Annotated in this window: 24 protein-coding genes; 17 read left to right on the top strand and 7 right to left on the bottom strand. The window is 59.3% G+C overall.

The genetic code is table 11. The annotated features are described in order from the left end of the window. Position 1: 1 nt before the first annotated feature. The gene (locus WDN46_03680) at positions 2 to 928 is read right to left on the bottom strand and encodes a cell envelope integrity EipB family protein (GenBank protein MEJ0092546.1); all 927 of its coding nucleotides are present in this window, start codon (positions 926 to 928) and stop codon (positions 2 to 4) included. A gap of 191 nt (positions 929 to 1,119) precedes the next feature. On the opposite strand from WDN46_03680, the gene WDN46_03675 reads away from it, so the two are divergent. Further along, positions 1,120 to 1,593 (top strand): RidA family protein, encoded by a 474-nt coding sequence (locus WDN46_03675; GenBank protein ID MEJ0092545.1) that lies wholly within the window; start codon positions 1,120 to 1,122, stop codon positions 1,591 to 1,593. Further along, the gene (locus WDN46_03670) at positions 1,593 to 2,363 is read left to right on the top strand and encodes a glycerophosphodiester phosphodiesterase family protein (GenBank protein MEJ0092544.1); all 771 of its coding nucleotides are present in this window, start codon (positions 1,593 to 1,595) and stop codon (positions 2,361 to 2,363) included. Before WDN46_03675 ends, WDN46_03670 begins: the two co-directional genes overlap by 1 nt. A gap of 18 nt (positions 2,364 to 2,381) precedes the next feature. Here the strand turns inward: WDN46_03670 and WDN46_03665 are convergent, their stop codons facing one another. The 4 genes from WDN46_03665 to WDN46_03650 form a co-directional block, all read right to left on the bottom strand. After that, positions 2,382 to 2,903, bottom strand: a complete 522-nt coding sequence (locus WDN46_03665) for a DUF3280 domain-containing protein (protein MEJ0092543.1) — start codon at positions 2,901 to 2,903, stop codon at positions 2,382 to 2,384. A gap of 21 nt (positions 2,904 to 2,924) precedes the next feature. After that, complete coding sequence (locus tag WDN46_03660) at positions 2,925 to 3,998, bottom strand: fatty acid desaturase (GenBank protein ID MEJ0092542.1); 1,074 nt, start codon at positions 3,996 to 3,998, stop codon at positions 2,925 to 2,927. A 60-nt stretch (positions 3,999 to 4,058) separates the two neighbouring features. Beyond that, the gene (locus WDN46_03655) at positions 4,059 to 5,210 is read right to left on the bottom strand and encodes a hypothetical protein (protein MEJ0092541.1); all 1,152 of its coding nucleotides are present in this window, start codon (positions 5,208 to 5,210) and stop codon (positions 4,059 to 4,061) included. Positions 5,211 to 5,452: 242 nt separating this feature from the next. Next, a complete protein-coding gene (locus WDN46_03650; protein MEJ0092540.1) occupies positions 5,453 to 6,457 on the bottom strand; it encodes an aminotransferase class I/II-fold pyridoxal phosphate-dependent enzyme in 1,005 nt (334 codons plus the stop codon). A gap of 1,042 nt (positions 6,458 to 7,499) precedes the next feature. On the opposite strand from WDN46_03650, the gene msuE reads away from it, so the two are divergent. Beyond that, positions 7,500 to 8,075 carry an FMN reductase gene (gene msuE / locus WDN46_03645; protein ID MEJ0092539.1) on the top strand — a complete coding sequence of 192 codons (576 nt, stop codon included), beginning with the start codon at positions 7,500 to 7,502 and terminating at the stop codon, positions 8,073 to 8,075. A 51-nt stretch (positions 8,076 to 8,126) separates the two neighbouring features. On the opposite strand, the gene pyc is transcribed toward msuE, so the two are convergent. Next, the gene (gene pyc / locus WDN46_03640; protein MEJ0092538.1) at positions 8,127 to 11,570 is read right to left on the bottom strand and encodes a pyruvate carboxylase; all 3,444 of its coding nucleotides are present in this window, start codon (positions 11,568 to 11,570) and stop codon (positions 8,127 to 8,129) included. A gap of 374 nt (positions 11,571 to 11,944) precedes the next feature. Here pyc and WDN46_03635 point away from each other — a divergent pair, with 374 nt between their 5' ends. The 11 genes from WDN46_03635 (at position 11,945) to fdxA (ending at position 21,785) form a co-directional block, all read left to right on the top strand. Then, on the top strand, positions 11,945 to 12,346 hold the full coding sequence (locus tag WDN46_03635) for a hypothetical protein (protein ID MEJ0092537.1): 402 nt from the start codon (positions 11,945 to 11,947) through the stop codon (positions 12,344 to 12,346). Positions 12,347 to 12,452: 106 nt separating this feature from the next. Beyond that, a complete protein-coding gene (locus WDN46_03630; protein MEJ0092536.1) occupies positions 12,453 to 12,788 on the top strand; it encodes a hypothetical protein in 336 nt (111 codons plus the stop codon). Positions 12,789 to 12,807: 19 nt separating this feature from the next. After that, positions 12,808 to 14,325 carry a M48 family metalloprotease gene (locus WDN46_03625; GenBank protein MEJ0092535.1) on the top strand — a complete coding sequence of 506 codons (1,518 nt, stop codon included), beginning with the start codon at positions 12,808 to 12,810 and terminating at the stop codon, positions 14,323 to 14,325. Between the two features lie 160 nt (positions 14,326 to 14,485). After that, complete coding sequence (locus tag WDN46_03620) at positions 14,486 to 14,659, top strand: DUF3311 domain-containing protein (protein ID MEJ0092534.1); 174 nt, start codon at positions 14,486 to 14,488, stop codon at positions 14,657 to 14,659. Beyond that, positions 14,649 to 16,127 (top strand): sodium:solute symporter, encoded by a 1,479-nt coding sequence (locus WDN46_03615; GenBank protein ID MEJ0092533.1) that lies wholly within the window; start codon positions 14,649 to 14,651, stop codon positions 16,125 to 16,127. The genes WDN46_03620 and WDN46_03615 overlap by 11 nt, the downstream gene beginning before the upstream one ends. Before the next feature lie 87 nt (positions 16,128 to 16,214). After that, the gene (locus tag WDN46_03610) at positions 16,215 to 16,436 is read left to right on the top strand and encodes a hypothetical protein (protein ID MEJ0092532.1); all 222 of its coding nucleotides are present in this window, start codon (positions 16,215 to 16,217) and stop codon (positions 16,434 to 16,436) included. Positions 16,437 to 16,484: 48 nt separating this feature from the next. Next, a complete protein-coding gene (locus tag WDN46_03605; protein ID MEJ0092531.1) occupies positions 16,485 to 17,765 on the top strand; it encodes an FAD-dependent oxidoreductase in 1,281 nt (426 codons plus the stop codon). A gap of 179 nt (positions 17,766 to 17,944) precedes the next feature. Continuing rightward, positions 17,945 to 19,567: a serine hydrolase gene (locus WDN46_03600; GenBank protein MEJ0092530.1), complete on the top strand. Its 1,623-nt coding sequence runs from the start codon at positions 17,945 to 17,947 to the stop codon at positions 19,565 to 19,567. Between the two features lie 37 nt (positions 19,568 to 19,604). Continuing rightward, positions 19,605 to 20,828, top strand: coding sequence for a GTP-binding protein (locus WDN46_03595; protein ID MEJ0092529.1), 1,224 nt, complete (start codon positions 19,605 to 19,607; stop codon positions 20,826 to 20,828). Between the two features lie 56 nt (positions 20,829 to 20,884). After that, positions 20,885 to 21,166 (top strand): RNA-binding S4 domain-containing protein, encoded by a 282-nt coding sequence (locus WDN46_03590; GenBank protein ID MEJ0092528.1) that lies wholly within the window; start codon positions 20,885 to 20,887, stop codon positions 21,164 to 21,166. Between the two features lie 280 nt (positions 21,167 to 21,446). Beyond that, on the top strand, positions 21,447 to 21,785 hold the full coding sequence (gene fdxA / locus WDN46_03585; protein MEJ0092527.1) for a ferredoxin FdxA: 339 nt from the start codon (positions 21,447 to 21,449) through the stop codon (positions 21,783 to 21,785). 338 nt (positions 21,786 to 22,123) lie between these two features. Here the strand turns inward: fdxA and WDN46_03580 are convergent, their stop codons facing one another. Further along, positions 22,124 to 22,540 carry a hypothetical protein gene (locus WDN46_03580; protein MEJ0092526.1) on the bottom strand — a complete coding sequence of 139 codons (417 nt, stop codon included), beginning with the start codon at positions 22,538 to 22,540 and terminating at the stop codon, positions 22,124 to 22,126. A 337-nt stretch (positions 22,541 to 22,877) separates the two neighbouring features. Here WDN46_03580 and WDN46_03575 point away from each other — a divergent pair, with 337 nt between their 5' ends. The 3 genes from WDN46_03575 to WDN46_03565 all read left to right on the top strand — a co-directional run bounded on the left by WDN46_03575 (position 22,878) and on the right by WDN46_03565 (position 24,634). Continuing rightward, positions 22,878 to 23,732, top strand: coding sequence for a CarD family transcriptional regulator (locus tag WDN46_03575; GenBank protein ID MEJ0092525.1), 855 nt, complete (start codon positions 22,878 to 22,880; stop codon positions 23,730 to 23,732). 211 nt (positions 23,733 to 23,943) lie between these two features. Beyond that, positions 23,944 to 24,342 (top strand): Hsp20 family protein, encoded by a 399-nt coding sequence (locus tag WDN46_03570; GenBank protein ID MEJ0092524.1) that lies wholly within the window; start codon positions 23,944 to 23,946, stop codon positions 24,340 to 24,342. Between the two features lie 25 nt (positions 24,343 to 24,367). After that, on the top strand, positions 24,368 to 24,634 hold the full coding sequence (locus tag WDN46_03565) for a DUF1150 domain-containing protein (GenBank protein MEJ0092523.1): 267 nt from the start codon (positions 24,368 to 24,370) through the stop codon (positions 24,632 to 24,634). Positions 24,635 to 24,657: the final 23 nt, after the last annotated feature.

Raw genomic sequence — 24,657 nt, 5'->3', positions numbered from 1 at the left:
ATTATTTGCGGCAGGGTGGCTCGTTCAGAAGCTCAAGGCTCGACATTTCGCCGGAAAGGACAAAATCGCCATAATCCAGTCTCAGCGCGCGTGAAATTCCGTTTTCATAGAGGTCAAACGACAAGACGTAGCTTGGTCCTTCGTCCTTCTTGCCAGTTTCGAAATAGCTGATCGATACGGGCCAGCGCCGCAGCTTCTCAAGCGCGGGAATTTGAGCGGCTTGCTCGATCACGGGCGATGACTCTGGATGGCCTATATAAGTGGTGGTCTCGAATACTTTGTCTCCGGTCTCAGATCCGTCGTAGACCTTGACCTCGAGAAGATTCTTGCCAGTTTCGGCGGCCGCGAGAATGCGCCTCAAATGCTCCGTCGGGAAAACCACGTCCTCGCCGAGATCGAATTTGCTGTGTTTTGGTTTCGAGAGATTGACCGACAAAGGGCCGCTGCTGGATTTTGAGGCCTTGCCATCAATTGTCTCAGCGGTTTCGTTATCGACGCTTGTTTGCATCTTGAAGTCGAAATTCTTGCCTTCCGAGTCCTCGAAGGTTGCCGAATGCATATCCGATATTCGCGTCGGGCCTTCGGCTGGCTGCAACTCCGTCAACTGGCGGAAATTCTGCACATATCCTTCGCAGGGCGAACCCGCAAAATCGAAAGCGATGCGTCCGTGCGCTGCGGTGGGACTTTTGCTCCCCACTGATTTCGACAGCGTCAATTCGTAGACGGCTCGATGCGGGGCCAGCGCAATTGTGCTGGCTGGGTCGACTTTGGACTGATCTAAATTGACCTGACCGGACTTGACCTCTGCCGGGGCGTCGGGAGTCGCAGTGGCGTTATGGGCTCCCGCCGCAGCAGGGAGGGAAGCAAATTCGATAAGGGTCAGAGCCAACGCGCCGGAGATGAGAAAGCGAGCGTGCGAAGCATACATCTTCTTTGGTCCTCGAACGATGGGCGATGGCGGTCAAACGCGAATCCTTACCGCAAAGGGTAAAGTTAGAGTCAAGACGCGCCACATGCAACCGGGGGACTGAAGCTCTGCCGAATTGGCGTGGGGCTCCCATGTTCGACGGGCGGAACTTCCAACGCTATAGGAGTGGAAACGACAAAGGAGTTTTATTGATGACCAAAATCGAAGCTAAGCTGACGGCTCTTGGCGTTTCGCTGCCCGCAGCTGCGGCTCCAATGGCCAATTACGTCCCATCCGTCATTTCCGGCTCTTTTCTCGTCATTTCAGGTCAATTGCCGTTCGGTGCGGATGGCAAGCTTGACCTTGGGCATATCGGCAAGATCGGCGGGAATGTATCGATCGAAGCCGGACAAGCGGCGGCGCGCCGCTGCGCTATCAATCTTTTGGCGCAAGCCAAAGTGGCTCTCGGCGATCTCGACAGGATCACGCGCTGCGTTCGCCTCGGCGGCTTCATCAATGTCGCGCCAGGATTTTTGACGTTACCTGCCGTTATGAACGGCGCCTCCGATTTCATCGTCGAGGTTTTGGGAGATCCCGGCCGCCACGCAAGATCGACCGTGGGCGTTGCCGAACTGCCGCTCGGCTGCGCTGTCGAGGTTGAGGCCATGTTCGAAATAGCGGCTTGATGCGGGGCCAAAACGTCCGTGAAATCAACGCGCCGGATTGGCTTACGGCGCGGCCGATCGCTCACCGCGGGCTGCATTGCAAAGCGCGCGGACTCGTTGAGAATACCATCGCGGCCGCAGCCGCCGCGATGGCCAAAGGCTATGCGATCGAATGCGACATCCAGCGCTCGAGCGACGGCGAGGCTATGGTGTTCCACGATTTCACGCTCGAGCGCCTGATGCTGGCCGAAGGCCGCCTTGATGCGTATTCGGCGCAGGAAATCAGCGGCTTGCGCTTCAGGGACTGCGATCAGTCGATTGCCCCGCTCGCGGATTTTCTCGCAGCGATCAACGGCCGGGTCCCGCTTATCGTCGAAATCAAAAGCCGGTTCGACGGCGATTTGCGCCTCGCGGACCGCGCTATCGCGATCGTCGCGGAATATGACGGTCCGGTATGCCTAAAGAGCTTCGATCCGGAGATCCTGGCCTTTATCCGCGCTCAGAAAATCGCTTGCCCGTTGGGACTTGTGGCGGAAGCTCGCTACGCGGAAAAGGAATGGCCCGAACTCTCGCCGGAGCGGCGCACGGCGCTCGCCGATCTGCGCGATTTCTCCCGCGTGAGGCCAGATTTTTTGTCCTGGCATATCGGCGATCTGCCGCATGCTGTGCCAGAGCTTTGCCGCAGCGGCATGGGCATGCCGGTCATCACATGGACGGTCCGGTCGGCAAGCGACCGCGAACGCGCAAACCTGTGGATAGATCAAATTATTTTTGAGGGATTTGAGCCCTGAGGGCAATCGGCGGCCCGTTTACGGCTTCGCTGGAGCCTCGGTCTCGGACGGAATCAAGCGCTCCTTGACCAGAAATTTCATCGCGCGCGTATAGGCCTGCTCATCGTCGCCGCGGAACTGGCCGCTGGCGTAAGCGACGGGTTTATCGGTCGCAAGATCCATGATGTAGATGTCGACGCTCGAGATCAGGGACGAGACTTTGTGCACTGCCGCCAGCAGCGCGTAGGTTGCGCCGGCCTCTTTAGCGATCGGCTCCCAGCAGCCATTGCAATTATAACGAGGTTCGGTCTTGGCGATCCGCTCGCCATATGGCGAAAGATCGACGGCGCGATAGCGGCCGGTTTGCTCCAGCTGGTCCTTTAGCGTTTGCGTCGCATGTTCGAGGCGCTCCGCTTGGCCGGGTTTGCTTCCCTCCCCGCTCGTATCCCAAAGTTCAACCGGGAAAATGGCGATCGAACGCGGCGCTTCGGCCTGCGCAAATGCGGCGCCCCCCATGAGCGCAGTTAATAAGAAAGCCGCAGCAAAAAGCCTTATCCCCACGCTCTGTTTCCTCCAAAAACCTCAGATCGATGTCGAGACCGGCTTCTGGGGCTGCAAAGACCTCGGTTTGACGAAACCTGGAGGCGTATTGGCGGCGCTGCGATCGACTCTTGTATAAAGAGTGAAGCGCGGATCGAAGATGAACTGGACCAGCAGTCCGCTCCACGACTTATGCGTCTTCAGATCGTCGTAGAATTCGGGCGCCATTTTCTTCAGCTCCGGCAACCGCGTCCACGGGATATCGGGAAAATCATGATGCTCGTTGTGATAGCCGATGTTGAGCGCGAGAATGTTCAGCGGACCATAATAATCAAAAGTCTCCTGCACCGGATCGCTGGTGAAATGCTCCTGCACCCAACGCGCGCCAAGAGGGTGCAAGCCGCCGACCGAGAACCAGAACGATGCAAACAGATAGAGAAGCGCGTTGGGACCGAGCAAAACGAAAACCGCGATATCGAACAGGATGACGCAGACTCCGTTGATGATCGTCCAGCGACCCCACATCGGGACGGAGCCTTTCAGCCGGCCGAGCCTGATCAGCTGAAACGCGGCGAAAAAGAACATCCAGGTCGCTTTTCCATACCAAGTCGCCCCAAACAGGCGGGCCTCCCAGTGGCTCGGCAAATCGGCGTCAAAATCATAATCGCCGAGATGGGAGTGATGCTTGATGTGGTAGCAGCGAAACCCCATTGCGGTCGGAACCGTGTTTGGCAGATCGGCTAAAATCCCGGCCCACCTGTTCAAGAACGGTTTTTTGAAAATGGCGTTGTGGCAGGCGTCGTGAATGACGACGAACATCGCATGATTGGCGAAAGCGCCGACGCCAAAGGCGACGATCACGGCGAGCCACCAATAGCTGAGGCCGAGGCTACCGAGCACACCCGCTATAACGACTTGACCGACGACGACGCATAAGGTGACCGCCGCCGTTCTCCAGTCATGGCCGATCAGGGTTGCGACCTCAGGATGCGCCCGCATGATGGCGCGCCGGCGCAGCGGATGCGGACGCGGCTCTGTCGTCTGGAGAAAACCGTCGGCGGCCGGAGCTACTTCGCTCGCGCCGACGGCGCCGAAGTCCATTGCGGGAAGGCTCATGTCGATGTCCCTTTTTCCAGCCGCGTTGAGCTTGCCCCAGCGGGGGCGTTTTGACGACCCTCAGGCAGCGATATTTTTCTCATAAATGCGATGAATTTTATCGATGCGCGCGCCGGATAGTTCGATCGGTCGGCGCATTCCGACATTGTCTTCCAGAACCCAGCCGAATTCGACATGGTCGATTGAACTCCGGGCGCTGCGCCGGCGGCATTCCTCGATGAAGGCCAGAATGACCGCGCCCCCGGCGGCTTTACGATGCAGCGCGCGGCGCACGCCAAACAGCGCGAGCCGTCCGGACTTGAATGCATGGCGCCTGATGCGCGAGATCACGCGCGGCAAGCCGAGCGGAAACAGCCGCCCAGCGAGATCGGCGGTGATCTCATGCAGGTTCGGCAAAATGACGCCGAAGGCCTGCGGCGCTCCATCAAGCTCGATCATAAAACCGCCTTCCGGCGGCATCACCATTTTAAGGCCATCGGCGGTCGACAGGAATTCTTCGAGCGTGAAAGGAACAAAACCCCAGTTTTCGCTCCAGGCGTCGTTGAAAATATCGACAATGACCGGCGCTTCTGCGTCGATCTTTTTGAGGTTCAATGTCCGGATCTTCAATCTGTCGCGCCACTCCGGCCGCGCCAGAATTCCTGGCTGCGTCGTCCGGTCCTTCTCCGTCACTTCATAACGGTAAGAAATAAGATCGTGCGCCTTGACGTAGCCGAGCCGTTCCACGGCTTCGACCAAATAGGGCGGATTCCAGGGCATGAACACCATCGGCGGAGCTGTGAAGCCTTCGACCAGCATGCCAGTCTCGCTGTTGATCGACGGCGAAAACGGCCCGTGAATGATTGTTGCGCCTCGCTGGCGCAGCCAGGTTTCGGCGGCTTGCGTCAGAGCCTCGACAACGGCGCCGTCGTCTATCGCATCGAGGCAGCCGAATTGCGCCCCCGATGCGCCGACCGGCAAGGTCGCATCCTTTTTGTATATTTGCGCCAAAATGCGGCCGGCGGGCTTGCCATCCTTGTGAGCGATCCAGGCTTGCCGATCGACCTGCTTGAAATGCGGATTGAGCCGCGCCGCGTGCAATGTCCAACGCTCGGCGTCGAGCGGAGGCGCGAAGCCGTTTTGCCCCTCGTAGATCAGCCGCGGCAATCGGCAGAAGGTAAGAAAATTCAGAAGTCCATCTGCTGGAACGACTGTTACCGCGCCTATGGGCATAGTTTAACCTTTGGAATGCGGGTAATAGGGCCCCTTGAGCATGATCGTGAAAACGCTGCGAGTTTTGTGACAGGGCCACGCCTCAAAGCACAAAAAGCGCGCGGCGTCCCTTCAATTAAAAACGACCAGACTTGCCGAAGCAACCCAACAGTTAAAACCGCTCAACGCCTAGAATTCTTCGCAAGTAGCTGCCGCCGTCGCGAAAACTCGCATGGTTTGGGTTTAGCGCGACGCCAGGGAGTTCAGGTCGCGGCGATCAAGGCATGGGCGGGAGCCTCCGCAACTGCATCCCGCTTGGCCAAAAGGTCGATGACGCCTCGGATTTCGCTCTCGGTATGTGTGGTGGAGAGAAAGAAGCGTAAGCGTGGCTGGTCTTTGGGCACGCCAATCTGGATGATCGGCGGCACGTAATAGCCGTTCTCCATCAAATGACGCGAGGCGGCCAAAGTTTCGAGACTGTCGGAAAAGAGGATCGGAACGACGCCGCGCCCAATGGCGGGACCCGTGTCGAGACCAGCCTCATGGGCGAGATCCATGAATAATTCGGCGTTTTTACGCAGTTGCTCAAGCCGCCAAGCCTCTTCTTGCATCAATTGCAACGCGGCGGCGGCGGCGGCGGAAATAACCGGGGAGAGGCCAACGCTATAGACGAAACCGGGCAGCGTGTAGCGCAGCCATTCGATCACCGCCGCCTTGCCGGCGACGAACCCGCCGCAGGACGCGAGCGACTTCGACAACGTGCCGATGATGAGATCGATTCGTTGCGGATCGACCCCCGAATATTCGCACAGGCCGCGCCCGTCCGCTCCGAGCACTCCGAGAGAATGAGCCTCGTCAATCAGCAACCACGCTTTATTGCGTTCCTTGATCTCGACGAGGCGCGACAGGTCGGCGATATCGCCGTCCATACTGTAGAGCCCTTCGGCCACAATGAGGACGTTGCGGTAGTTTTCCCGCCGCTCGCTCAATAGAAAATCGAGGTGATCGAGGTCATTGTGACGGAAAATGATGGTTTCGGCGACTGCGCTTTTGGCGCCGCTGACGATGCTATTATGCGACAATTCGTCGATGAACAGCGCGTCTCGCGAGCCGAGGAGATGCGAAATCGTCGTGACATTGGTCAAATAGCCGCTGACCAAGGTCAACGCCGAGTCGGTTCCGATGAATTTGGAGAGTCCTTCTTCAAGAAGGTGATGCATCGACCGCTCGCCGCCGACGAGACGGGACGCAAGAGCGCCGACCCCCAAAAGTCCCCAGCGCCTCCGAGGCCGCCGCCTTGACCATCGGATGGGAGGCGAGTCCCAGATAATCATAATTGGCGAAACTGGTGAAATGGCGCCCGGTGGCTGCGGCTTCGGCGCGCAAACTATCTATGGGCGCGAAAAAAGGATCGCCGCTCTCTAGATAGGCTTTGCCCGCAAGGCGAAAGCGTCTCGTCGCATGGTCTTCAAGGCTATTGGTTTTGGTCACTTAGTTCGGCTGTCCAAACGGTTCAAGAAACGCTTTGAAAAAGGCGGCGCTTCGATTGCGAAGGATCGAACAGATCCACGAATAGGAAAATGACGCATATCATTATGCATTGCAGGGAGCAAAACCGATCTTGAGCTAAGGCCCCTCCACGCGGTGCTTTGGCCGGTCCAAGAGACAATAATCTTATGAAATTCAAGCAGTTAATCTGAATTGTCAATTACAGTTACAAAACGTAACAACGGCATATCCGCCGCTCAACGCAAGGCGCGTCGCGCAACTGCGCAACCTCAGTCACAAAACCGAATCAATAACGCGGCCTAATCAATATAGCCGCGCTTCTCCAGTATGTAATATGTAGAGCTTAAGCATTAAAATGGCTCGAAGTCGGCTTTCGGAAAGGTCCATAACTATAGATATTCGCCTTCCAGTTACGATCGACAATCGAGGACAATGAGTTTTGAATGACGTCGTCGTGCGCGCGCCAATGCGATATCTGGATAAAGCCAACGGCGCGTTGCGCGATCTTGGCCTGCTGTCGCCCAAAGTCGAAGATACGCTTCGGCGGCGGTGACGACGGCGGTTTCCGCACCGGCGCGGCATAGGCTGAGGGGACGACACATAAAATATCGACTTTATAGATTTATATCGCTAATCTACGCTTCGCCCGCTCTTTTCGGGTTCGCGCCGGCGAGCATCGCTCGACCGCTTAAGTTTCGTCGATAAATCCCCATATGTGGGTTTTAACACCTAGTCCGATTTGAAAGTGTGCTCCAACGGCGAATACGCCCTCGCCGCCGTCAACTGAAGAAAGTCTACGGAATGCCTGTCACTGCAACGACGCTGAAGGTCGCCGTCATTAGCGGCAATACGCACCGTCCTTCAAAATCAAAGGCGCTCGCCGAGCAAATCCTCCGATCCGTGCAGAGCAATATTTCGATCAAGCCGCAGCTTTTCGATATTCTCGACGCCGGACCAGGGCTTGGAGCCGCATTCACTCGCGCGGAGCTTACGCCTGAGGCGGCTCAACTCGTCGATGCAATTGAAGCCGCGGATGCGCTGATCGTCGTCGCGCCCGTCTACAAAGGCTCCTATTCCGGACTGTTCAAGCATTTATTCGACTTTATCGAGCCTGCGGCGTTGATCGACCGGCCCGTGCTCATTGGAGCGACCGGCGGCGGCCATCGCCATGCGCTCGTCGTCGAGCATCAATTGCGCCCCTTGTTCGCCTTCTTCACGGCGCTGACGGTGCCGACCGCGATCTACGCGACCGATTCCGATTTCAGCAATGGCGAGGTCGTTGAACCCCTGGTGTTGGACAGAATCGCCGCCGCCGCAGGGCAATTTGCGGCCATCCTGGAGAAGCGCGCGCCGCGCGCGTTATCCGCCGCCGCCTGACGTAAGGCGGCGGCGCCGCGGCCGCGATCGAGCCACGGCGCAGCTTCCGCCTTACTCCAAGGTCATCAGCAGATCGCGCGCGTCGATCTGCTGCCCTGGCGCGACGAGAATTTCCGCGATCTTGCCATCGCGCGGCGCGTGCAGCGAGGTTTCCATCTTCATCGCCTCCAGCGTCGCGACGATGTCGCCGGCCTTTACCTCTTGCCCGCTGCGCACGGCGACGCTCACGACCGCGCCCGGCATTGGAGCCGCTATATGCCGGTCATTGCCGTCCTCGGCCTTGCGCCGCATGACGGCCGTCACCGCCGCCGAACGGTTCTGCACCCTGATGATGCGCTGTTGACCGTTCAGCTCGAAGAAAACCTTGACGTGCCCCTCTTCGTCGGTCTCGCTGATCGTCTGCAAAAGCAGCACCAGGGTCTTGCCCGGCTCGATCTCGATGGCGATCTCCTCGCCCGCCTGCATTCCGTAAAAGAACACGGTCGTCGGCAGCGCGGAAACAGGCCCGAAGCGGCGCACGGTGGCCGAAAATTCAGTAAAAACCTTGGGGTACATCAAATAAGAGGCGAGATCGTCATCGCTGAGCTGACGCCCGCACGCCTTTTCAGCCTGCGCGCGCGCGGCGCCGAGATCAGCGGCCGGCAATAGCGCGCCGGGCCGAACGTCGATCGGCGCCTCGCCTTTCAGCGCTTTCGCCTGCAACGCCTTCGGCCAGCCTCCCGGCGGTTGGCCGAGGTCGCCCTTCAGCATCTCGACGACTGAGGTCGGGAAAGCGATCTCGCGCGTTGGGTCGAGCACATCGCTCGGCGTCAGATTTTGGCTGACCATCATCAGCGCCATGTCGCCGACGACTTTCGATGAGGGCGTCACCTTGACGATATCGCCGAACATATCGTTGGCGGCGCGATAAGCCTTGGCGACCTCATGCCAGCGCGTCTCGAGGCCGAGCCCGCGCGCCTGCTCCCTGAGATTGGTGAACTGACCGCCGGGCATCTCATGCAGATAGACTTCGGAGGTGCCGCCCTTGAGATCGCTCTCGAACGCCGCATATTGCAGCCGCACCGCCTCCCAATAGAAGCTGAGCTGGCGGATGGCTTCCGCATCAAGGCCTGTGTCGCGCGGGCTATGCCGCAAGGCCGCGGCTATCGAGCCAAGGCAAGGCTGCGAAGTGGCGCCCGACATTGAATCAATGGCCAAGTCGACGGCGTCGACTCCTGCGTCGATCGCGGCCAGCACGGTCGCCGCCGACACCCCTGACGTATCATGCGTATGAAGATGCAAAGGCAGTCCAACTTCCTCGCGCAGCGCCTTGACGAGCGCGCGCGCGGCGGGCGGCAGCAGCAGGCCGGCCATGTCCTTGATGCCGAGGATGTGGCATCCGGCCCGCTCCAACTCCTTGGCCACCCCGACATAATAGTCGAGCGAAAACTTGGCGCGATCAGGGTCCAGAATATCGCCGGTATAGCAGATCGCGCCTTCCGCCAGTTTGCCGGTCTCGCATACGGCGTCGATCGAGACGCGCATGTTCTCGACCCAGTTGAGGCAATCAAAAACGCGGAAGAGATCAATGCCGCCGGCGGCGCGGCGCACGAAATATTTCACCACATTATCGGGATAGTTGGTGTAGCCGACGCCATTGGCCCCGCGCAGCAGCATTTGCGTCAGGAGATTGGGCGCGCGTTTGCGCACCAGCGCGAGGCGCTCCCACGGGTCTTCCGAGAGAAACCGCATCGAAACATCGAATGTCGCGCCGCCCCAGCATTCCAGCGAGAGAAGCTGCGGCAGGCCCTTGGCGCATGCTTCCGCGGCGGCCGCAATGTCCCGCGTTCGCATGCGCGTTGCGATGAGCGACTGATGCGCGTCCCGCATGGTGGTGTCGGTGACGAGGACGCGCTGTTCATTGCGCATCCATTCGGCAAAGCCCTTTGCGCCGAGCGCCTCGAAACGCTGGCGAGTTCCCTCTGGAATGGAAGCGCCCGGAAATTGCGGGATGACCGCCCCGCGCGCATTCGCGGGAGGGCGCGCCCTTCCCCGCGTTTCAGGATGTCCGTTGACGGTGACGTCGGCGATCCAGGTCAGCAGTTTCGTCGCGCGGTCCTGACGCTTCTTGAAATCGAATAGCGAGGGCGTCTCGTCGATGAAGCGCGTCGTGTAATCGTTTGCGATGAAACGCGGATGGGTAATGATATTGTGCAGAAAGGCGAGATTGGTCGCGACGCCGCGGATGCGATATTCGAGCAGCGCGCGATCCATCCGGCGGATCGCCTCTTCCGGCGTCGCAGCCCAGGCCGTGACCTTTTCGAGCAGCGGATCGTAGAAACGGGTGACGATGGCCCCCGAATAAGCGGTGCCTCCATCAACGCGGATGCCAAAGCCCATGGCGCCGCGATAGGCGGTGATGCGGCCATAGTCCGGGATGAAATTATTTTCCGGATTTTCCGTGGTGATGCGGCATTGCAGGGCGTGACCCGAAAGCCGAATGTCTTTTTGCTCCGGAATGCCGGTCTCTTCCGGCCTGCCGATGCGTTTGCCTTCGGCGATGCGGATCTGCGCCTTGACGATATCGAGCCCGGTCACGACTTCGGTCACCGTATGCTCGACCTGGATGCGCGGATTGACCTCGATGAAGTAGAACTTGCCGGTCTCGGCATCCATCAAAAATTCGACCGTTCCGGCTCCGATGTAATTCGTGTCGCGGCCGATCTTCAACGCCGCTTCGCAGAGACTTTCGCGCGTCGCTTGGTCGAGATAAGGGGCGGGAGCCCGTTCGACGACCTTCTGGTTGCGGCGCTGGATCGAGCAGTCGCGCTCAAAAAGATGCACCAAATTGCCATGCGCATCCCCGAGAATCTGGACTTCGACGTGCCGCGCCCGGCGCACCAGCTTTTCAAGATAGACCTCATCCTTGCCGAAGGCGTTCCTCGCCTCCCGCTTGGCGCTGGTCACGGCGTCGAGCAGTTTGTCTTCGCTCTCAATCGGCCGCATCCCGCGGCCGCCGCCGCCCCACGAGGCCTTAAGCATGACCGGATAGCCGATCTCCCGGGCGAGCCGCTTTACCTCTTCCGGATCGTCGGGAAGCGGCGGCGTCGCCGGCATCACCGGCGCCCCGCTGGAGACGGCGATATTGCGGGCGGCAACTTTATTGCCAAGGTCGCGCATCGTCTGCGGCGAGGGGCCGACGAAGATAATGCCCGCGGCGGCGCAGGCTTCGGCGAATTCGGGGCTTTCCGAAAGGAATCCATAGCCTGGATGGATCGCGTCGACCTTGGCTTCCCTGGCGACGCGGATCACCTCCTCGATCGACAAATAAGCCTCAAGCGGTCCCTTGCCGGCGCCGATCTGATAGGCCTCGTCGGCCTTAAAGCGATGCAGCGAAAGCTTGTCTTCCTCCGCATAGATCGCCACGGTGCGGATGCCGAGTTCGGTCGCGGCCCGAAAGACGCGAATGGTGATTTCGGATCGGTTCGCAACCAGTAAACGACGAATTCGGGCCATGGGCGCTCGCTTCCCGTTCAGGAGTGGCCTCGCCATCGCAGCTTGCGTGGCGTCGTAAGGCGAGACCGCGCGCATTTAGACGCAACGCAACGGAAATGTCATGGTCGATGATGCCGCGCCTAGTTTTGTCTCAGAGCAGCGCGGATTTTGCTTCAGAAAAAAGCGGAATGCCCGATAGAGTTAAAAAAAGGCGCCGCTTTGCGATATCCTTGTTAAGGCAGCGTGAAAATTGATGCACAAAAAATGCCTGCTCAAAAATGCGGCCAAAATCCTAGCCGCACAGCTTAGTATGATCGTCTCACGTCGGGTCCGGCGGCGACCTTGCGAGCGCGGGACTGGAGAATTGTTCGCACTTTGACGCTGCGCCTGCTGCTTTGTCTCGCCGGCTTCGGCTTCGGCTTTGCCTTGGCTTACGCTTCCGGGCGCGGGCGGCCGGCGATTGTTCTGCCGCGCCCGCTTCCGACAGCGCTGCCGGCGGCCGGATCGCCTCGGTAAGCGAGAGGCTGGAATTGACGCTGGAAGATGGCAGGCAACTCAAGATCGCTGGCATCGATCCCCCGCGTCCGACGCCGCAGGACCCTGATCTCGATATAAAGTCGAGTGAAAAGCTGGCCGACTGGCTCAACGGAAAAGAGATTTCGTACCGTTTTGAGGGACAGCGCCCGGATCGCTGGGGGCGTTTCGTCGCGGAGGTTTACGCGCCCGCCGGGGAACAAGGCTCGCCCCTCCTTTTGGTGGCGCAGGCAAGTTCTCGACGCAGGCCTTGCTCGTTTTGAGCCAGACGCCGCTGCGCGGCCCTGTCGCGCAGCTCTGCTCAAAGCGGAAGCCGGAGCCCGCGCGGCCGCGCTTGGACTTTGGGCGGATCCGTATTATGCGGTTATAATGGCCGGCGACCATGAGTCCTTCGCTGAGAAGGCTGGAACCTTTGTCATCGTCGAAGGTCGCGTCGCCGGCGTCGGCAAAGACGGTTTTCGCGTCACTCTCTTTTTAGGGCCGCGCCGGGGCCAGGATTTTTCGGTCACAATCTTGCAACGCAATGTGAAGATATTCGATGCTGCGGGATTGAATTTAGCCAGCTTCGCCGGCCAAATAATTCGCGTGCGCGGACTTCTCGATATGCGCTTTGGACCGCAGATCGAGATTTCGAGTCCGGATGAAATTGAGGCGATCACACAAGGACAAAGCGAGGCCGCAACCAATTTGGCCCCGCAGCGCTGAAACAGGTCCTCGTCACGTAATGAACAATTCCGCGGACATCGCACAGTCGCGGCGGCTGACAGCCGAAGGATTGGGACGCCGCATCGTGACGGCTTTCGCCTTGGCTGCGGCGCTCGCCTTGGGCGCTTGCGCCTCGATAGAGCCGCAAGGCGAACAATCATTCAAGATGGACGCGCCGCCGCTGCCGCCGCACCCGCCTGGGGTGGAAACCAAGGCGATGGCCGAACATGCCCGCATGATCGCGCTGTTCGATGGAGAATACAAAGATCCCGCCGCCGAACGCTACCTCAACGAAATCCTGATCAAACTCGCCAACGCGGACGATCGGAAAAGCGAACCCTATAAGGTGACGATCCTCGATTCCCCCATCGTCAACGCCTTCGCGCTGCCGCCGCGCAACCTCTATGTCACGCGCGGCCTTTTAGCTCTTGCCAATGACGCATCCGAAGTCGCCGCCGTGATGGCGCATGAGATCGCCCATCTCACCGCAAGACATGCAGTCCGCCGCGAGGAGGAGGAGAAACGCGCCGCCGTCATCAGCCAGGCTGCGACCGTGATCCAGAACAAGCAGAAAGGCGAGGAAGTCGAGGCCGTAGCGCGCCGGACCATCGCCAGCTTTTCGCGCCAGCAGGAGCTCGAGGCGGACGCAATCGGCATCAAAGTCACCGCGCGCGCGGGTTTTGACCCCTATGGCGCGTCCCGCTTCCTCAGCGCGCTTGGCCGCTCGGCGTCGATGCGGACTTCGCTGATCGGCCAGAACGCCAGCGCGGATAAGCCGGATATTTTGGCGACGCATCCCTCGACTCCGGAGCGCGTCACGCAAGCTATCGCCGCCGCCCGCCAGATCGGCGCGCCGGGCATCGGCGAGACCGATAGAGGTCCTTACCTTGCGGCGATCGATGGCATGATATTTGGCGACAATCCGGCCGAAGGCGTCGTCCGCGGCCGCAGGTTTCTCCACGGCCGATTGGGGTTCGCATTCCTAGCGCCGGAGGGATTTACTCTGGAAAATGCCTCCAAAGCTCTGCTCGGGGTCTCCGCGAACGGCGACGAAGCGCTACGGCTCGACAGCGTCAAGGCGCCGCCTGGGATGTCGCTCGAAACGTATATGGCGTCTGGCTGGATCGATGGCTTGATGCAAAGTTCGATTGAAGCGATCGAAGTTAACAATTCGCCGGCGGTGATCGCCAGCGCGCGGGCTGGGGAATGGAACTTCCGCCTCGCCGTGATCCGGTTCGAGCCCTCCGAGATTTATCGGCTGATCTTCGCCACGCGCGCGCTAACCGACGAGAGCGAAAAGCGTTTTCGCGCAGCGCTCCAATCATTTCATCACGCCTCGCCCGAAGAGATTCGCGCGGTGCATCCGCAGCGCATCGGCATCGTCACGGCCGCCGCCGGCGATGATCCATCGACGATGGCGGCCAAAATGGCCGTTCCCGACCAGCAGCTCGATTCTTTTCTGCTGATCAACGGTCTTGAACCCAATGCGACGCTCACTCCCGGCGAGCGCTACAAGATTGTCGCCGAACAGGATTAGGCAATTCAAAACCGGGCTGATGCGAATTTGAGCCGGCGGCCAGACGCCGGTTAGCGGCTCGCCTTCGGTCGCCGGAATGTCCGCTCCCGATTGATTTTTAAAGCCAACCAGATAGCATCCGCTCAAATCTGTTTGGGAGGAGAATTTCCCTTTGCGTCCGATCTGGTTTCTTCTTCTCATTCCCTATATTGGACTGCTCTACGTCCCTTTCTACAATCATTTGGAACCGGAACTCTTGGACTTCCCATTGTTCTATTGGTACCAATTGCTTTTTGTGCCAATCACCTCGCTGCTTATCTATATTGTCTATGGGCGGCTCGGCGATGGGCGGTGAGATCGACTATCCGGCTCTGGCCGTCTTTCTCTTCTTCTTCGCGCTCGTCACGGGCATGGGTTTTGTAGCGGCGCGCTGGCGGCGGCCAAAAACCCTTGCGCATCTTGACGAATGGGGCCTTGGCGGTCGCCAATTCGGCACATGGATCACCTGGTTTCTTGTCGGCGGCGACTTTTACACGGCCTATACGATCATCGCCGCGCCGGCCCCGGTCTACGCCATCGGCGCTTATGGCTTCTTTGCCCTGCCCTACACGATCATTGTTTTTCCCTTCGTGTTTGCGGTCATGCCGCTGCTCTGGAAAGTCGCCAAAGCCAATAATTACGTGACCGCCGCCGACGTCGTTCACGGCCGTTATGGATCGCGATCGCTCGAACTCGCAGTCGCGATAACAGGGGTCATCGCGACGATGCCCTATATCGCGCTGCAGCTGATCGGCATGTCGGCGGCGATCAAGGCTCTTGGCCTTGCCGGGGAGCTGCCGCTCATCGCCGCCTTTCTCGTTCTGGCGATCTACACTTATTCGTCGGGCCTCCGCGCGCCTGCGCTCATCGCCTTCGTCAAGGATGCGATGATCTATATTGTCGTTATTGTCGCAATCGCGTTGATTCCGCTTAAGCTCGGCGGTTATCACGCAGTATTCGCCGCCGCCGATGCGGCTTTCAAGGCCAAAGGGACTGGCGGAATACTGCTGGCGCCAAGCCAATATGTCGCCTATGCGACCTTGGCTTTCGGCTCGGCCATGGCCGCCTTCATGTATCCGCATACGATAACGGCGATTTTTGCGAGTTCAGGCGCCCATACGATCCGCAAGAACGCCATGTTGCTGCCGGCCTATACCCTGCTGCTCGGCCTGCTCGCGCTCTTGGGCTACATGGGCCATGCCGCCGGGCTGAAGCTCACCAACAATAATGACGTCGTCCCGATGCTGTTCAAGGCTTTGTTTCCGGGCTGGTTCGCCGGTTTCGCCTTCGCCGCCATCGCGATTGGCGCGCTCGTTCCGGCCGCCGTCATGAGCATCGGCGCCGCCAATCTCTTCACCCGCAATTTCTGGAAAGCCTATGTCGAGCCTGACATCACTCCCCAAGGAGAGGCGAAGGTCGCCAAAATAACCTCGATGGCCGTCAAAGTCGGCGCGCTTCTGGTGATCTTGTTCCTGCCGATCCAATTTGCGCTTGATCTGCAATTGCTCGGCAGTTTGTGGATCTTGCAGACGTTCCCGGCTTTGATTTTCGGGCTTTTCACAAGCTGGTTCCGCGCGCCCGGCATTCTCGCCGGCTGGGCGACCGGCTTTTTGGGGGGCACCCGGCTTGCCTGGTTGAACGGATTCAAGCCCTTGCACGCTCTGGTGATCAACGGCTCTAGCGTCACCGTCTACTCCGGGCTGCTGGCGCTCGCCGCAAATATTCTCGTGGCGGTTATGGTCACGGCGGCGCTGCGGCTGCGCGAACCTTCTGTGTCGGTATGAAAGCTTTTCTGTCGCGCGGCATTCACATTGCATTCACCGAAACGGCCCTTCATGTAATATTTAGATCGATCCAAAGGAGCGACACAGATGGATAAATTCGACCGCCCGCGCGAAATCATTGAATTCTGCCTGAAGCCTCTTTCCATATCCAAGACATCAGATGAATATAAGGAAGCTTATCGGCGGCTCGAACACGTCATCAAAACCTATCAATTGATGATCGTGAAAGAAAAAATGCCGGTCGCCATCGATTTTTCGAAGATGAAGACCATTACAATCAACGAGGCCGCCCATGGAGACGATGCCTGACGCGCGCGATCTAGAGACGGATTCAATCGCCAGCGCCGCTGGAATTTGATGGTGGCCGATCGCGGCGCAGAAAATTCTCCATCGGAAGGTCTCTCGTGCCGCTGCTGCATCGTTGGCGGCGGACCGGCTGGGATGATGCTCGGCCTGCTGTTCGCCCGCGCCGGAATCGATACGATCGTCGTCGAGAAACACGCTGATTTCCTGCGGGATTTCCGCGGCGACACGATCCACCCCTCAACGCTCGAAGCCTTAAGCGATCTCGGACTGCTTGAGGAATTTTTGAAGTTGCCGCACCAGGAGGCGCGCCAACTCTCAGCGCAAATCGGGGCCGTCACTATTCCCCTTGCCGATTTTTCGCACCTGCCGACCCATGCGAAATTCATCGCCTTCATGCCGCAGTGGGATTTCCTCGATTTTTTGGCGCAAAAGGCCGCGCGCTACCCGCAGTTCCGTTTGATGATGTCGACGGAGGTCACGGGACTTCTGCGAGAAGGAAGCCGAGTCGCCGGCGTCCAGGCCGAAACCAAGGATGGGGCCTTAACGATTCGCGCGGATCTCACCATCGGCGCCGATGGCCGCCATTCGCAGGTCCGCGCGGAGGCCGGTTTTGCGCCGCTGAACATAGGCGCGCCGATGGATGTGCTCTGGTTCAAGCTTTCGCGCCGCCGCGACGATCCAATCGAGGTTTTCGGCCGGCTCGACGCCGGGCAGATGCTGGTGACGATCAATCGCGGCGAACATTGGCAATGCGGCTATGTGATCCCCAAAGACGCCGCCGACGAGATCAAAGCCGCCGGAATCGCGGCGTTGCGCGCGCGGATTGCGGAACTGGCCCCGTTTCTTGCGGACCGGACCGCCGAACTCGCGAGCTTTGACGATGTCCGGCTGCTCAGCGTTGCGGTCGATCGTCTACCCCTCTGGCACAAGCCCGGCCTTCTATGCATAGGAGACGCCGCGCACGCGATGTCGCCGGTCGGCGGGGTCGGCATTAATCTGGCCATTCAGGACGCCATCGCCACCGCCAATCTCTTGTCTCAACCCTTGCTCAGCCAGCCGCGACCGCCGGATGAATGCCTGGCTCGGGTACAAGCCCGGCGGGAATTCCCCACTAAAGTCACGCAAGCGATACAGGTCTTCATTCAAAACAAGTTGATTTCCCGCATTCTGAAAGGCATTGGGCCGGTTGAGCCGCCGTGGTTCCTGCGCCTTTTCAAGAGCTTTCCAATCCTGCGGCGTTTGCCGGCGCGCGTGGTGGGCATGGGCATAAGACCGGAGCGGGTCGCATCGCCGAACGCGGGCGAGCGTCCGATGGCGGCCGGATCACGATGATTTGAGGCGGCGCGTAAACCGCCAGCTTAGCGCCATAATCTTCATGCATGGTCGCTTTAAAGCCATCGTTCCACCATAGCTCTATCCGAGCAAGCCTACAGGGGGTAGGACAGAGGATCGGAGCGCCTCGGATGGGCATCCTGATTCGCCTGAGTTCAAGCAAGCAAGCGTCAACATATATGGACACTTCAAGCCGGCGGCCGGCCTGTTCTGCGGCTGATGAAACGATCTGCGGCGGCAACCGCAAGCCAAAACATTGGCTCGCTGGTTTGGCGGTCGCGACGTTCGCCTTTTGCCTTGCTGTGGTCAGCGCCGCATCGGCGGCTCCGGCGCTGGTGATTGAACTCAATTCCGGCGCTGTCCTCTATCAGGATCAGGCCGCGCAGCCTTGGTATCCGGCTTCGTTGACGAAATTGATGACGGTCTATGTCGCGCTGAAAGCCGTGCGCGACCACAGCATCTCTCTCGACACGCCGCTGGTCGTCTCCGCCCGCGCCACATCAATGCCGCCATCCAAAATGGGGTTCCGGCCCGGTACCCTGGTGACGCTCAACACCGCGCTGAAAATGCTGATGGTGAAGTCGGCCAACGACATCGCCGTTACGGTCGCCGAGGGCGTTTCGGGCTCGGTCGAAGCCTTCGCCGACGATATGAATGAGTCGGCCGCATCGCTCGGAATGCAGCAATCGCATTTCGTCAATCCAAATGGCCTGCCCGACCCGCGGCATGTTTCTTCGGCGCGCGATCTGGCTATTCTGGGACGCGCCTTGTATCTGACCTTTCCCGAGCGCGCCGACCTGTTCAACATCGGCGCTTTGGAGCTCGACGGAAGGGTCATCACAAATCACAATAATATGCTTGGCCGCTATCCCGGCGTCGATGGAATGAAGACCGGATTCACCTGCGCCGCCGGATTCAATATCGTCTTGAGCGCCAGCCAAGGCGGCAAGAGATTGATTGCCGTGGTGCTCGGATCGCCAAATGTCGCGTTGCGTACGATCAGGGCCGCCACTCTGTTTGACCGCGGCTTCGCCGGCGTCGATCAGCCTTCCGGTTCGGTGGTTGATCTTCAGGCGCAAGGCGCCGCCGCGCCCGACATGGGAAATGCCATTTGCCGCAACCGCGGCTCGGCGATCGCCCAGGCCAACGCCGATATAGAGCGGCTGATGGCCCCGCTGGAAGCCGCCAACGCCCGCGCCTTCGCCGCTCCGGAAAGCGCCGCCTATGACAGCAGCGCGCTATCGCGAATATCGCCGATGGCGACGCGCATCACATTGGTGCCTGCGCCCGATTTCGACCCCGTGCCCATCTCGATCGGCGCCCCCGCCGGCTATGTCGGACCCATCGCGCAGGCCCGCGCAGGACACACGCCCGTCGGAACCGATGCCCCGCCCGAGGCCGTGAGCGCCTACGCTCCAGCCAAACAGCCAACCCTCGCCGATAGCGCGCCGCTGGCTCAAGATGTCGGCGCGCTTCCCATGAAAGGGAGATCAAAACACGCGCTTCGCTCCGCAGCCAAAGCCTCGCATGGGCGCCGGCCGGCAGCGACGCAAACGGCCAGCGAGGAATCGGACGGCAAGGACGTCAAAGCCTCGCCCAAATCGGCCCATGCTGCGAAGGGCAAGCCCCAGCATGTGAAGGACATCGCGGCAAAGACCAAAACGGCAAAGACTGAAGCCTCCAAAGCCAAAGCGGAAACGCGCCAGCAGGCGATAGCCAAGGCTGGAAAGTCGCATGGGGCAGCCGCCAAGGTCGCGCAAAAAGCCGGCGCCAAAAAAGCAGAGACAAATGCCGTCCAATGATCCATCTGTCATGGTCCAAGGCGCGATGGAGCAAGACATGATGCAGCAGGAAATGGAGCCGGACGTTGCGGAGCAGCCGGCGACCAGCCAGGGAAGGCGACCGCCGCCGCCCTTTCCGTTAACCATCATCACCGGGTTTCTCGGCGCCGGCAAAACCACCCTGTTGAACCGCCTGCTGCGCGATCCGGCGCTGGCCGACACTCTCGTCATCATCAACGAATTCGGCGAAATCGGCCTGGATCATCTTCTGGTCGAGCAGTCCGGCGACGACATGCTGGTCATGACGTCAGGCTGTTTATGTTGCACAATCCGCGGCGATCTCATCGCCACGCTCGAAGATATTCTGCGCCGGCGCGACAACGGACGCATTACGCCATTCCGGCGCGTGGTGATCGAGACAACGGGTCTCGCCGATCCGGCCCCGGTGCTTCACACCATCATGTATCATCCCTATCTGATGCTGCGGTTTCGTCTCGATGGCGTCGTCACTCTGGTTGACGCCGTGAACGGCGCGGCGACGCTCGATGCGCATGAGGAAGCGGTGAAACAGGCGGCAGTCGCCGACCGGATCGTCCTGACGAAGACCGATCTTATCGGCGACCCGGACGCCGAGACTTTGAGCGATCTGCGCGCGCGTCTCGCCGGCCTCAATCCGGGGGCCCGTCTTCTCGACGCCGCGAAAGGCGAGGCGACTGCGACCGCCCTCCTCGACGCGGGGCTCTACGATCCTGACCGCAAAACGCTCGATGTTCGCCGTTGGCTGAATGCGGAAGCTTTCGCGCCTGATGCGGACGCCGATGGATCGACGCATGGGGATCATGATCACAAGCACGATCATCATCATAGCCACGACCATCGCCGCCAGGACGTCAATCGGCACGACGCCCGCATTCGCGCCTTCTGTATGCGCCACGAGTCGCCGATTTCGCCCGCCGCTTTCGATCTTTTTCTTGACCTCTTGCGCAACGCGCACGGACCCAGCCTTTTGCGCGTAAAAGGAATTGTCGCTCTATCGGATGACCCTCTGCGGCCTGTCGTCATCCATGGCGTGCAGCATGTTTTCCATCCACCGACGCGCCTTCCGGCCTGGCCGGATGATGACCACGGAACTCGCATCGTATTCATTTTGCGCGATATGGAGCCGGCCTTTGTCGAAGGCCTGTGGAGGGCCTTTGCCGGCGTCCCCACCCTTGACAGCGCGGATGGCCCCGCGCGCAAAGCCAATCCGTTGGCGTTTTCAAAAGGCGGACTGCTTGCTTGAAAATGCAGCAGGGAGTGAATAAGTCGTGCGGATTAGCGCGACTATGAAGGAAAGGCATGGCCGAAAGACAGCGGCTTGACAAATGGTTATGGTTCGCCCGGGTTGTGAAATCTCGGAGCTTGGCGACCCGCCTCGTCGCCTCTGGCCATGTGCGGATCAATGCGCGACGAATCGACGCCCCCGCCAAAGCTGTCGGACCTGGGGATGTTCTAACGATCGCGCTCGAGCAACAGGTTCGCGTCTTGAAAATTCTGGATCCAGGGACGCGGCGCGGCTCATTTCCAGAAGCCAGGCTTCTGTTCGAGGATCTGAGTTCAGGCGCTGCAGCGCAGAAATGATTGCGATGCAAAGCGCTGGCTTCAGGGACGCGCTGACGCAATTTGTCGCGGCGGACCGCGGCGCCGCCGCTGTGAATCCCTTGCTAAGACGTGACAAAGGCGCTAGTGGATCGAGCCCGTTTATAAGCTCGGGGAAATCAACTTATCGATCAAAGAGTTGCGGTCGCGGCCGACCGGAGGGTGATGCTTTTGCCCTGAACCCGACTAGGCGTTGCAACTCGCTAGCATCGTGTTGCATCGCCAAAGGTTTCGCAGGCCGTGCGTGCAAAGGAGCATGATGATGACCTATGTGGTCCTGGAAAATTGCATAAGATGCAAGTATATGGATTGCGTTGAAGTTTGCCCGGTGGATTGCTTCTATGAAGGCGAGAATATGCTCGTCATCAATCCGGATGAATGCATCGATTGCGGCGTCTGCGAGCCTGAATGCCCGGCCGAGGCGATCAAGCCGGATACTGAGCGCGGACTTGAAAAATGGCTGCAGCTGAACAATGAGATGTCTCAGGTTTGGCCAAATGTGACAATTAAGCGCGATCCGCCGGCTGATGCCGAGGAATTTAACGGTAAGCCGGGTAAATTCGAACAATCCTTTTCGGCCAATCCTGGGAAGGGCGACTGACATAAAGTTCAGACCAATGCAGTGACTCGACGGCCTTTGCGGCGATTTGCAATTCTTTGCGGAGTGCAGCCCGCCCGCAGCGCAAATCTTTTGATTTTCACCGTTTTTCGTGCTATGTTCTTTATAACAGTTTCAAAAAACAGAAGCTTGCGACTGTTATCTATCATCCGCGTCGTGGGTCGGCTTACAAAGCGCCAAGGCGTACATTTGTGGTGCGTTGCGCTGGTCAAATCCTCGGCCCATTCGGGCAAATGCGTCATAATTGGATGATCATCGATTAGGAGCGGCTCGCTTGCGCCTGTCCATGGCTCAATTGCGGAGTCTCTGACCGGTGGATTTTACAATCCGCCGTTGATGATCTGTTCCGTCTCCAAAGCGGAACAAAAAGGAGCGCTTATGAGGTCCGTCAAGAAGACCGTAAAGTCATCGAAGACAAAGGCCGCCCTGCATCCGGTGGAGCGAGCTGAGACACGAGTGCGTAAAGCGAATCCGTCCAAGGATAGCGTTAGCGCTAAATCAAAAAAAACCATCGCCGATTCCGCACGGAAGCGAACTGGTGCGAGCAGCGCAAGCAATGTGAGTTCGCCGCGCGCGAAAACATCAAAGACCGTCAGCGCTGCAACTGCTTCAAGGGCATCGAAAAGTGCGGAGCCGAGCAAGGCGAAATCGAAATCGAGCGTCCTGGCTCCTGCTGTAAAAATGTCCGCCCGGACTTCCACGGCGAAGACATCTTCGAGCGCGGTTAAGGGAGCCAAAGGCCAAGCCGCAAAAGCCTTGCCCTCGCGTCAAGCTGTAGCGGCGAGCAAGCGGCGCTCGCTCAAGGTCGAGGCGACCGCGCGGCCCGTCAAACCTGCGGCGGCGCAGCGCAATGTTGAGACCGCCCGCACTGCCGCGAAGCGCAAGTCGGCAAATCAATCCGTCGCCAAAGCGACTAAGGCTCCTGCCGCCAAGGCAGCGACTCTTGGTCGCGGAGCGAAACATCGATCCGCGGACCCAGCAACCACCCCGGGGCTGGCCAAGATATCCTCGAACTCCACTCCAGGGGCAGGTGAGCAAAAAATAGTGACAAAGAAAATCGAGAAAAAAACATCCATGGAATCCGCCACAACCGACTCAACGGTTAAAGCTTCACCGGTGAAAGCGGTGAAACCGCCCGCATCCGCCGCACGGTCGGAATCTGCGTTCAAAACCGCGGTCGCCAGCCGGGCGGCCAAATTGGCCGCCGCTGCAACGATTCCGCCGCCGCCGGCGTCGCTTGTGACGGCCCCCGTGGCGGCGCCGGTTGCCGAAGCGGTCGTTGCAACCGTTGCAACCCCAGTCGAGCCGAAGCCTGCCGACAAGTACAGCAGCCCTCTCGTTAACAAACCGGTCAAAGCTCCGAGCGGCGCGAAGCCCAGTTTCAAGCCCAATGAATATATCGTTTATCCCGCACATGGCGTTGGCCAGATCGTCGCGATCGAGGAGCAGGAAGTCGCGGGCTTCAAGCTCGAGCTGTTCGTCATCAGCTTCGTCAAAGATAAGATGATTCTGAAAGTGCCGACGCCGAAAGTCATCAGCGTTGGAATGCGTAAGCTCGCCGATGCCGATGTGGTGAAAAAGGCGCTCGATACCTTGGCTGGCCGGGCGCGCGTGAAGCGGACAATGTGGTCGCGCAGGGCGCAGGAATATGAGGCCAAGATCAATTCAGGCGATTTGATCTCGATAGCGGAGGTAGTGCGCGATCTCTATCGGTCGGATGCGCAACCGGAGCAATCCTATTCCGAACGGCAGCTCTATGAGGCCGCGCTCGACCGCATGGCGCGCGAGGTTGTCGTGGTGCAAAAGCTGACGGAGACGGAGTCGCTGAAGACGATCGAAGCGCAACTCCAAAAAGGTCCCCGTCGCGGCGTCAAGGCCGAAGAGGTCGAGGCCGACGCCGACGACGCGGAAATCGAAGAAGCGGCATAGTCCTTTCGTTCGCCTGAGATTCGTCTCATCAAAAAGCCCGGCCTTTCGCCGGGCTTTTTGAGTCTCTGGGCGTCGCAGTTCGCCGCGCGAAAGTCATCGCTTTTCTTGCGCTCTTGAATCAGCTTCGACTGTCGCCATATCGAAGAGACGGCGAACGCCGCGGGACGCCTTTGAGGGTCCCTCCTGACGAAGGCTTTTGAAAGCTTCGCAAATGTCGCGCGCATCGAATTCGGATCCCCCTTTCCTGCTCGGGTTCGCTGAGATCGAGCGAGCCATAGCGAGGCCCGCTAGAGGCGGTTCGGACGGCTATCCGCCCTATAATATTGAGCGAATTGCGAAGAATGGTTCAGAGGGGCCGCGCCTGCGCATTACGCTGGCTGTCGCTGGATTCGCCGCCAATCAAATCGAGATCATCGTTGAACGGGAGCAGCTTCTGATCCGGGGACGCCAGAAAGACGATAGGGAGCGCTTTCATCTCCACCGAGGCATTGCGACGAGGCAGTTTCAGCGCGTTTTCTTTTTCGCGGAGACGATGCAAGTCGCTCGAGCCACCGTTCATCATGGTCTTCTTTCCGTGGAGCTGATGCCCCCGGAACCTGAGCAAACCTAAAATCAACAACAACGAGGATAATGGCATGTTAGATGAATCAGACAATGGCGGATCGGTGCGCTTGAGCAACCAGCAACTCGCCAGTTTGGGCGGCGGCCGCGTTGCTTATTTGAAAGCCATGCGATCGGAAGAGGTCAACAGATTGTTTCCGGCGGCTCCCGCCATACAGCCGGGCTTGCAACTGTTCGCCCTGCTCGGGGCCGACGGCTCGCCAATCGCCGTAACCGACTCGCGCGATGCGGCGGTCGCCAACGCTATGCAACAAGAACTCGAAATGGTGAGCGTGCATTAATGCGCTCGCAAATGAGAGCGCGT

The organism is Methylocella sp. (assembly GCA_037200525.1).
GTDB lineage: Bacteria > Pseudomonadota > Alphaproteobacteria > Rhizobiales > Beijerinckiaceae > Methylocapsa.
The sequence above is the reverse complement of the archived record's forward strand: the minus strand, read 5'-3'. Positions and strand labels throughout refer to the sequence as shown.

Coding starts and splice junctions, on each gene's coding strand:
- WDN46_03680 (MEJ0092546.1), bottom strand. CDS start 928: ATGTATGCTTCGCACGCTCGCTTTCTCATCTCCGGCGCGTTGGCTCTG.
- WDN46_03675 (MEJ0092545.1), top strand. CDS start 1,120: ATGACCAAAATCGAAGCTAAGCTGACGGCTCTTGGCGTTTCGCTGCCC.
- WDN46_03670 (MEJ0092544.1), top strand. CDS start 1,593: ATGCGGGGCCAAAACGTCCGTGAAATCAACGCGCCGGATTGGCTTACG.
- WDN46_03660 (MEJ0092542.1), bottom strand. CDS start 3,998: ATGAGCCTTCCCGCAATGGACTTCGGCGCCGTCGGCGCGAGCGAAGTA.
- WDN46_03655 (MEJ0092541.1), bottom strand. CDS start 5,210: ATGCCCATAGGCGCGGTAACAGTCGTTCCAGCAGATGGACTTCTGAAT.
- msuE (MEJ0092539.1), top strand. CDS start 7,500: ATGCCTGTCACTGCAACGACGCTGAAGGTCGCCGTCATTAGCGGCAAT.
- pyc (MEJ0092538.1), bottom strand. CDS start 11,570: ATGGCCCGAATTCGTCGTTTACTGGTTGCGAACCGATCCGAAATCACC.
- WDN46_03630 (MEJ0092536.1), top strand. CDS start 12,453: ATGGCCGGCGACCATGAGTCCTTCGCTGAGAAGGCTGGAACCTTTGTC.
- WDN46_03625 (MEJ0092535.1), top strand. CDS start 12,808: ATGAACAATTCCGCGGACATCGCACAGTCGCGGCGGCTGACAGCCGAA.
- WDN46_03615 (MEJ0092533.1), top strand. CDS start 14,649: ATGGGCGGTGAGATCGACTATCCGGCTCTGGCCGTCTTTCTCTTCTTC.
- WDN46_03610 (MEJ0092532.1), top strand. CDS start 16,215: ATGGATAAATTCGACCGCCCGCGCGAAATCATTGAATTCTGCCTGAAG.
- WDN46_03605 (MEJ0092531.1), top strand. CDS start 16,485: ATGGTGGCCGATCGCGGCGCAGAAAATTCTCCATCGGAAGGTCTCTCG.
- WDN46_03600 (MEJ0092530.1), top strand. CDS start 17,945: ATGGACACTTCAAGCCGGCGGCCGGCCTGTTCTGCGGCTGATGAAACG.
- WDN46_03595 (MEJ0092529.1), top strand. CDS start 19,605: ATGATGCAGCAGGAAATGGAGCCGGACGTTGCGGAGCAGCCGGCGACC.
- WDN46_03590 (MEJ0092528.1), top strand. CDS start 20,885: ATGGCCGAAAGACAGCGGCTTGACAAATGGTTATGGTTCGCCCGGGTT.
- fdxA (MEJ0092527.1), top strand. CDS start 21,447: ATGACCTATGTGGTCCTGGAAAATTGCATAAGATGCAAGTATATGGAT.
- WDN46_03575 (MEJ0092525.1), top strand. CDS start 22,878: ATGGAATCCGCCACAACCGACTCAACGGTTAAAGCTTCACCGGTGAAA.
- WDN46_03570 (MEJ0092524.1), top strand. CDS start 23,944: ATGTCGCGCGCATCGAATTCGGATCCCCCTTTCCTGCTCGGGTTCGCT.
- WDN46_03565 (MEJ0092523.1), top strand. CDS start 24,368: ATGTTAGATGAATCAGACAATGGCGGATCGGTGCGCTTGAGCAACCAG.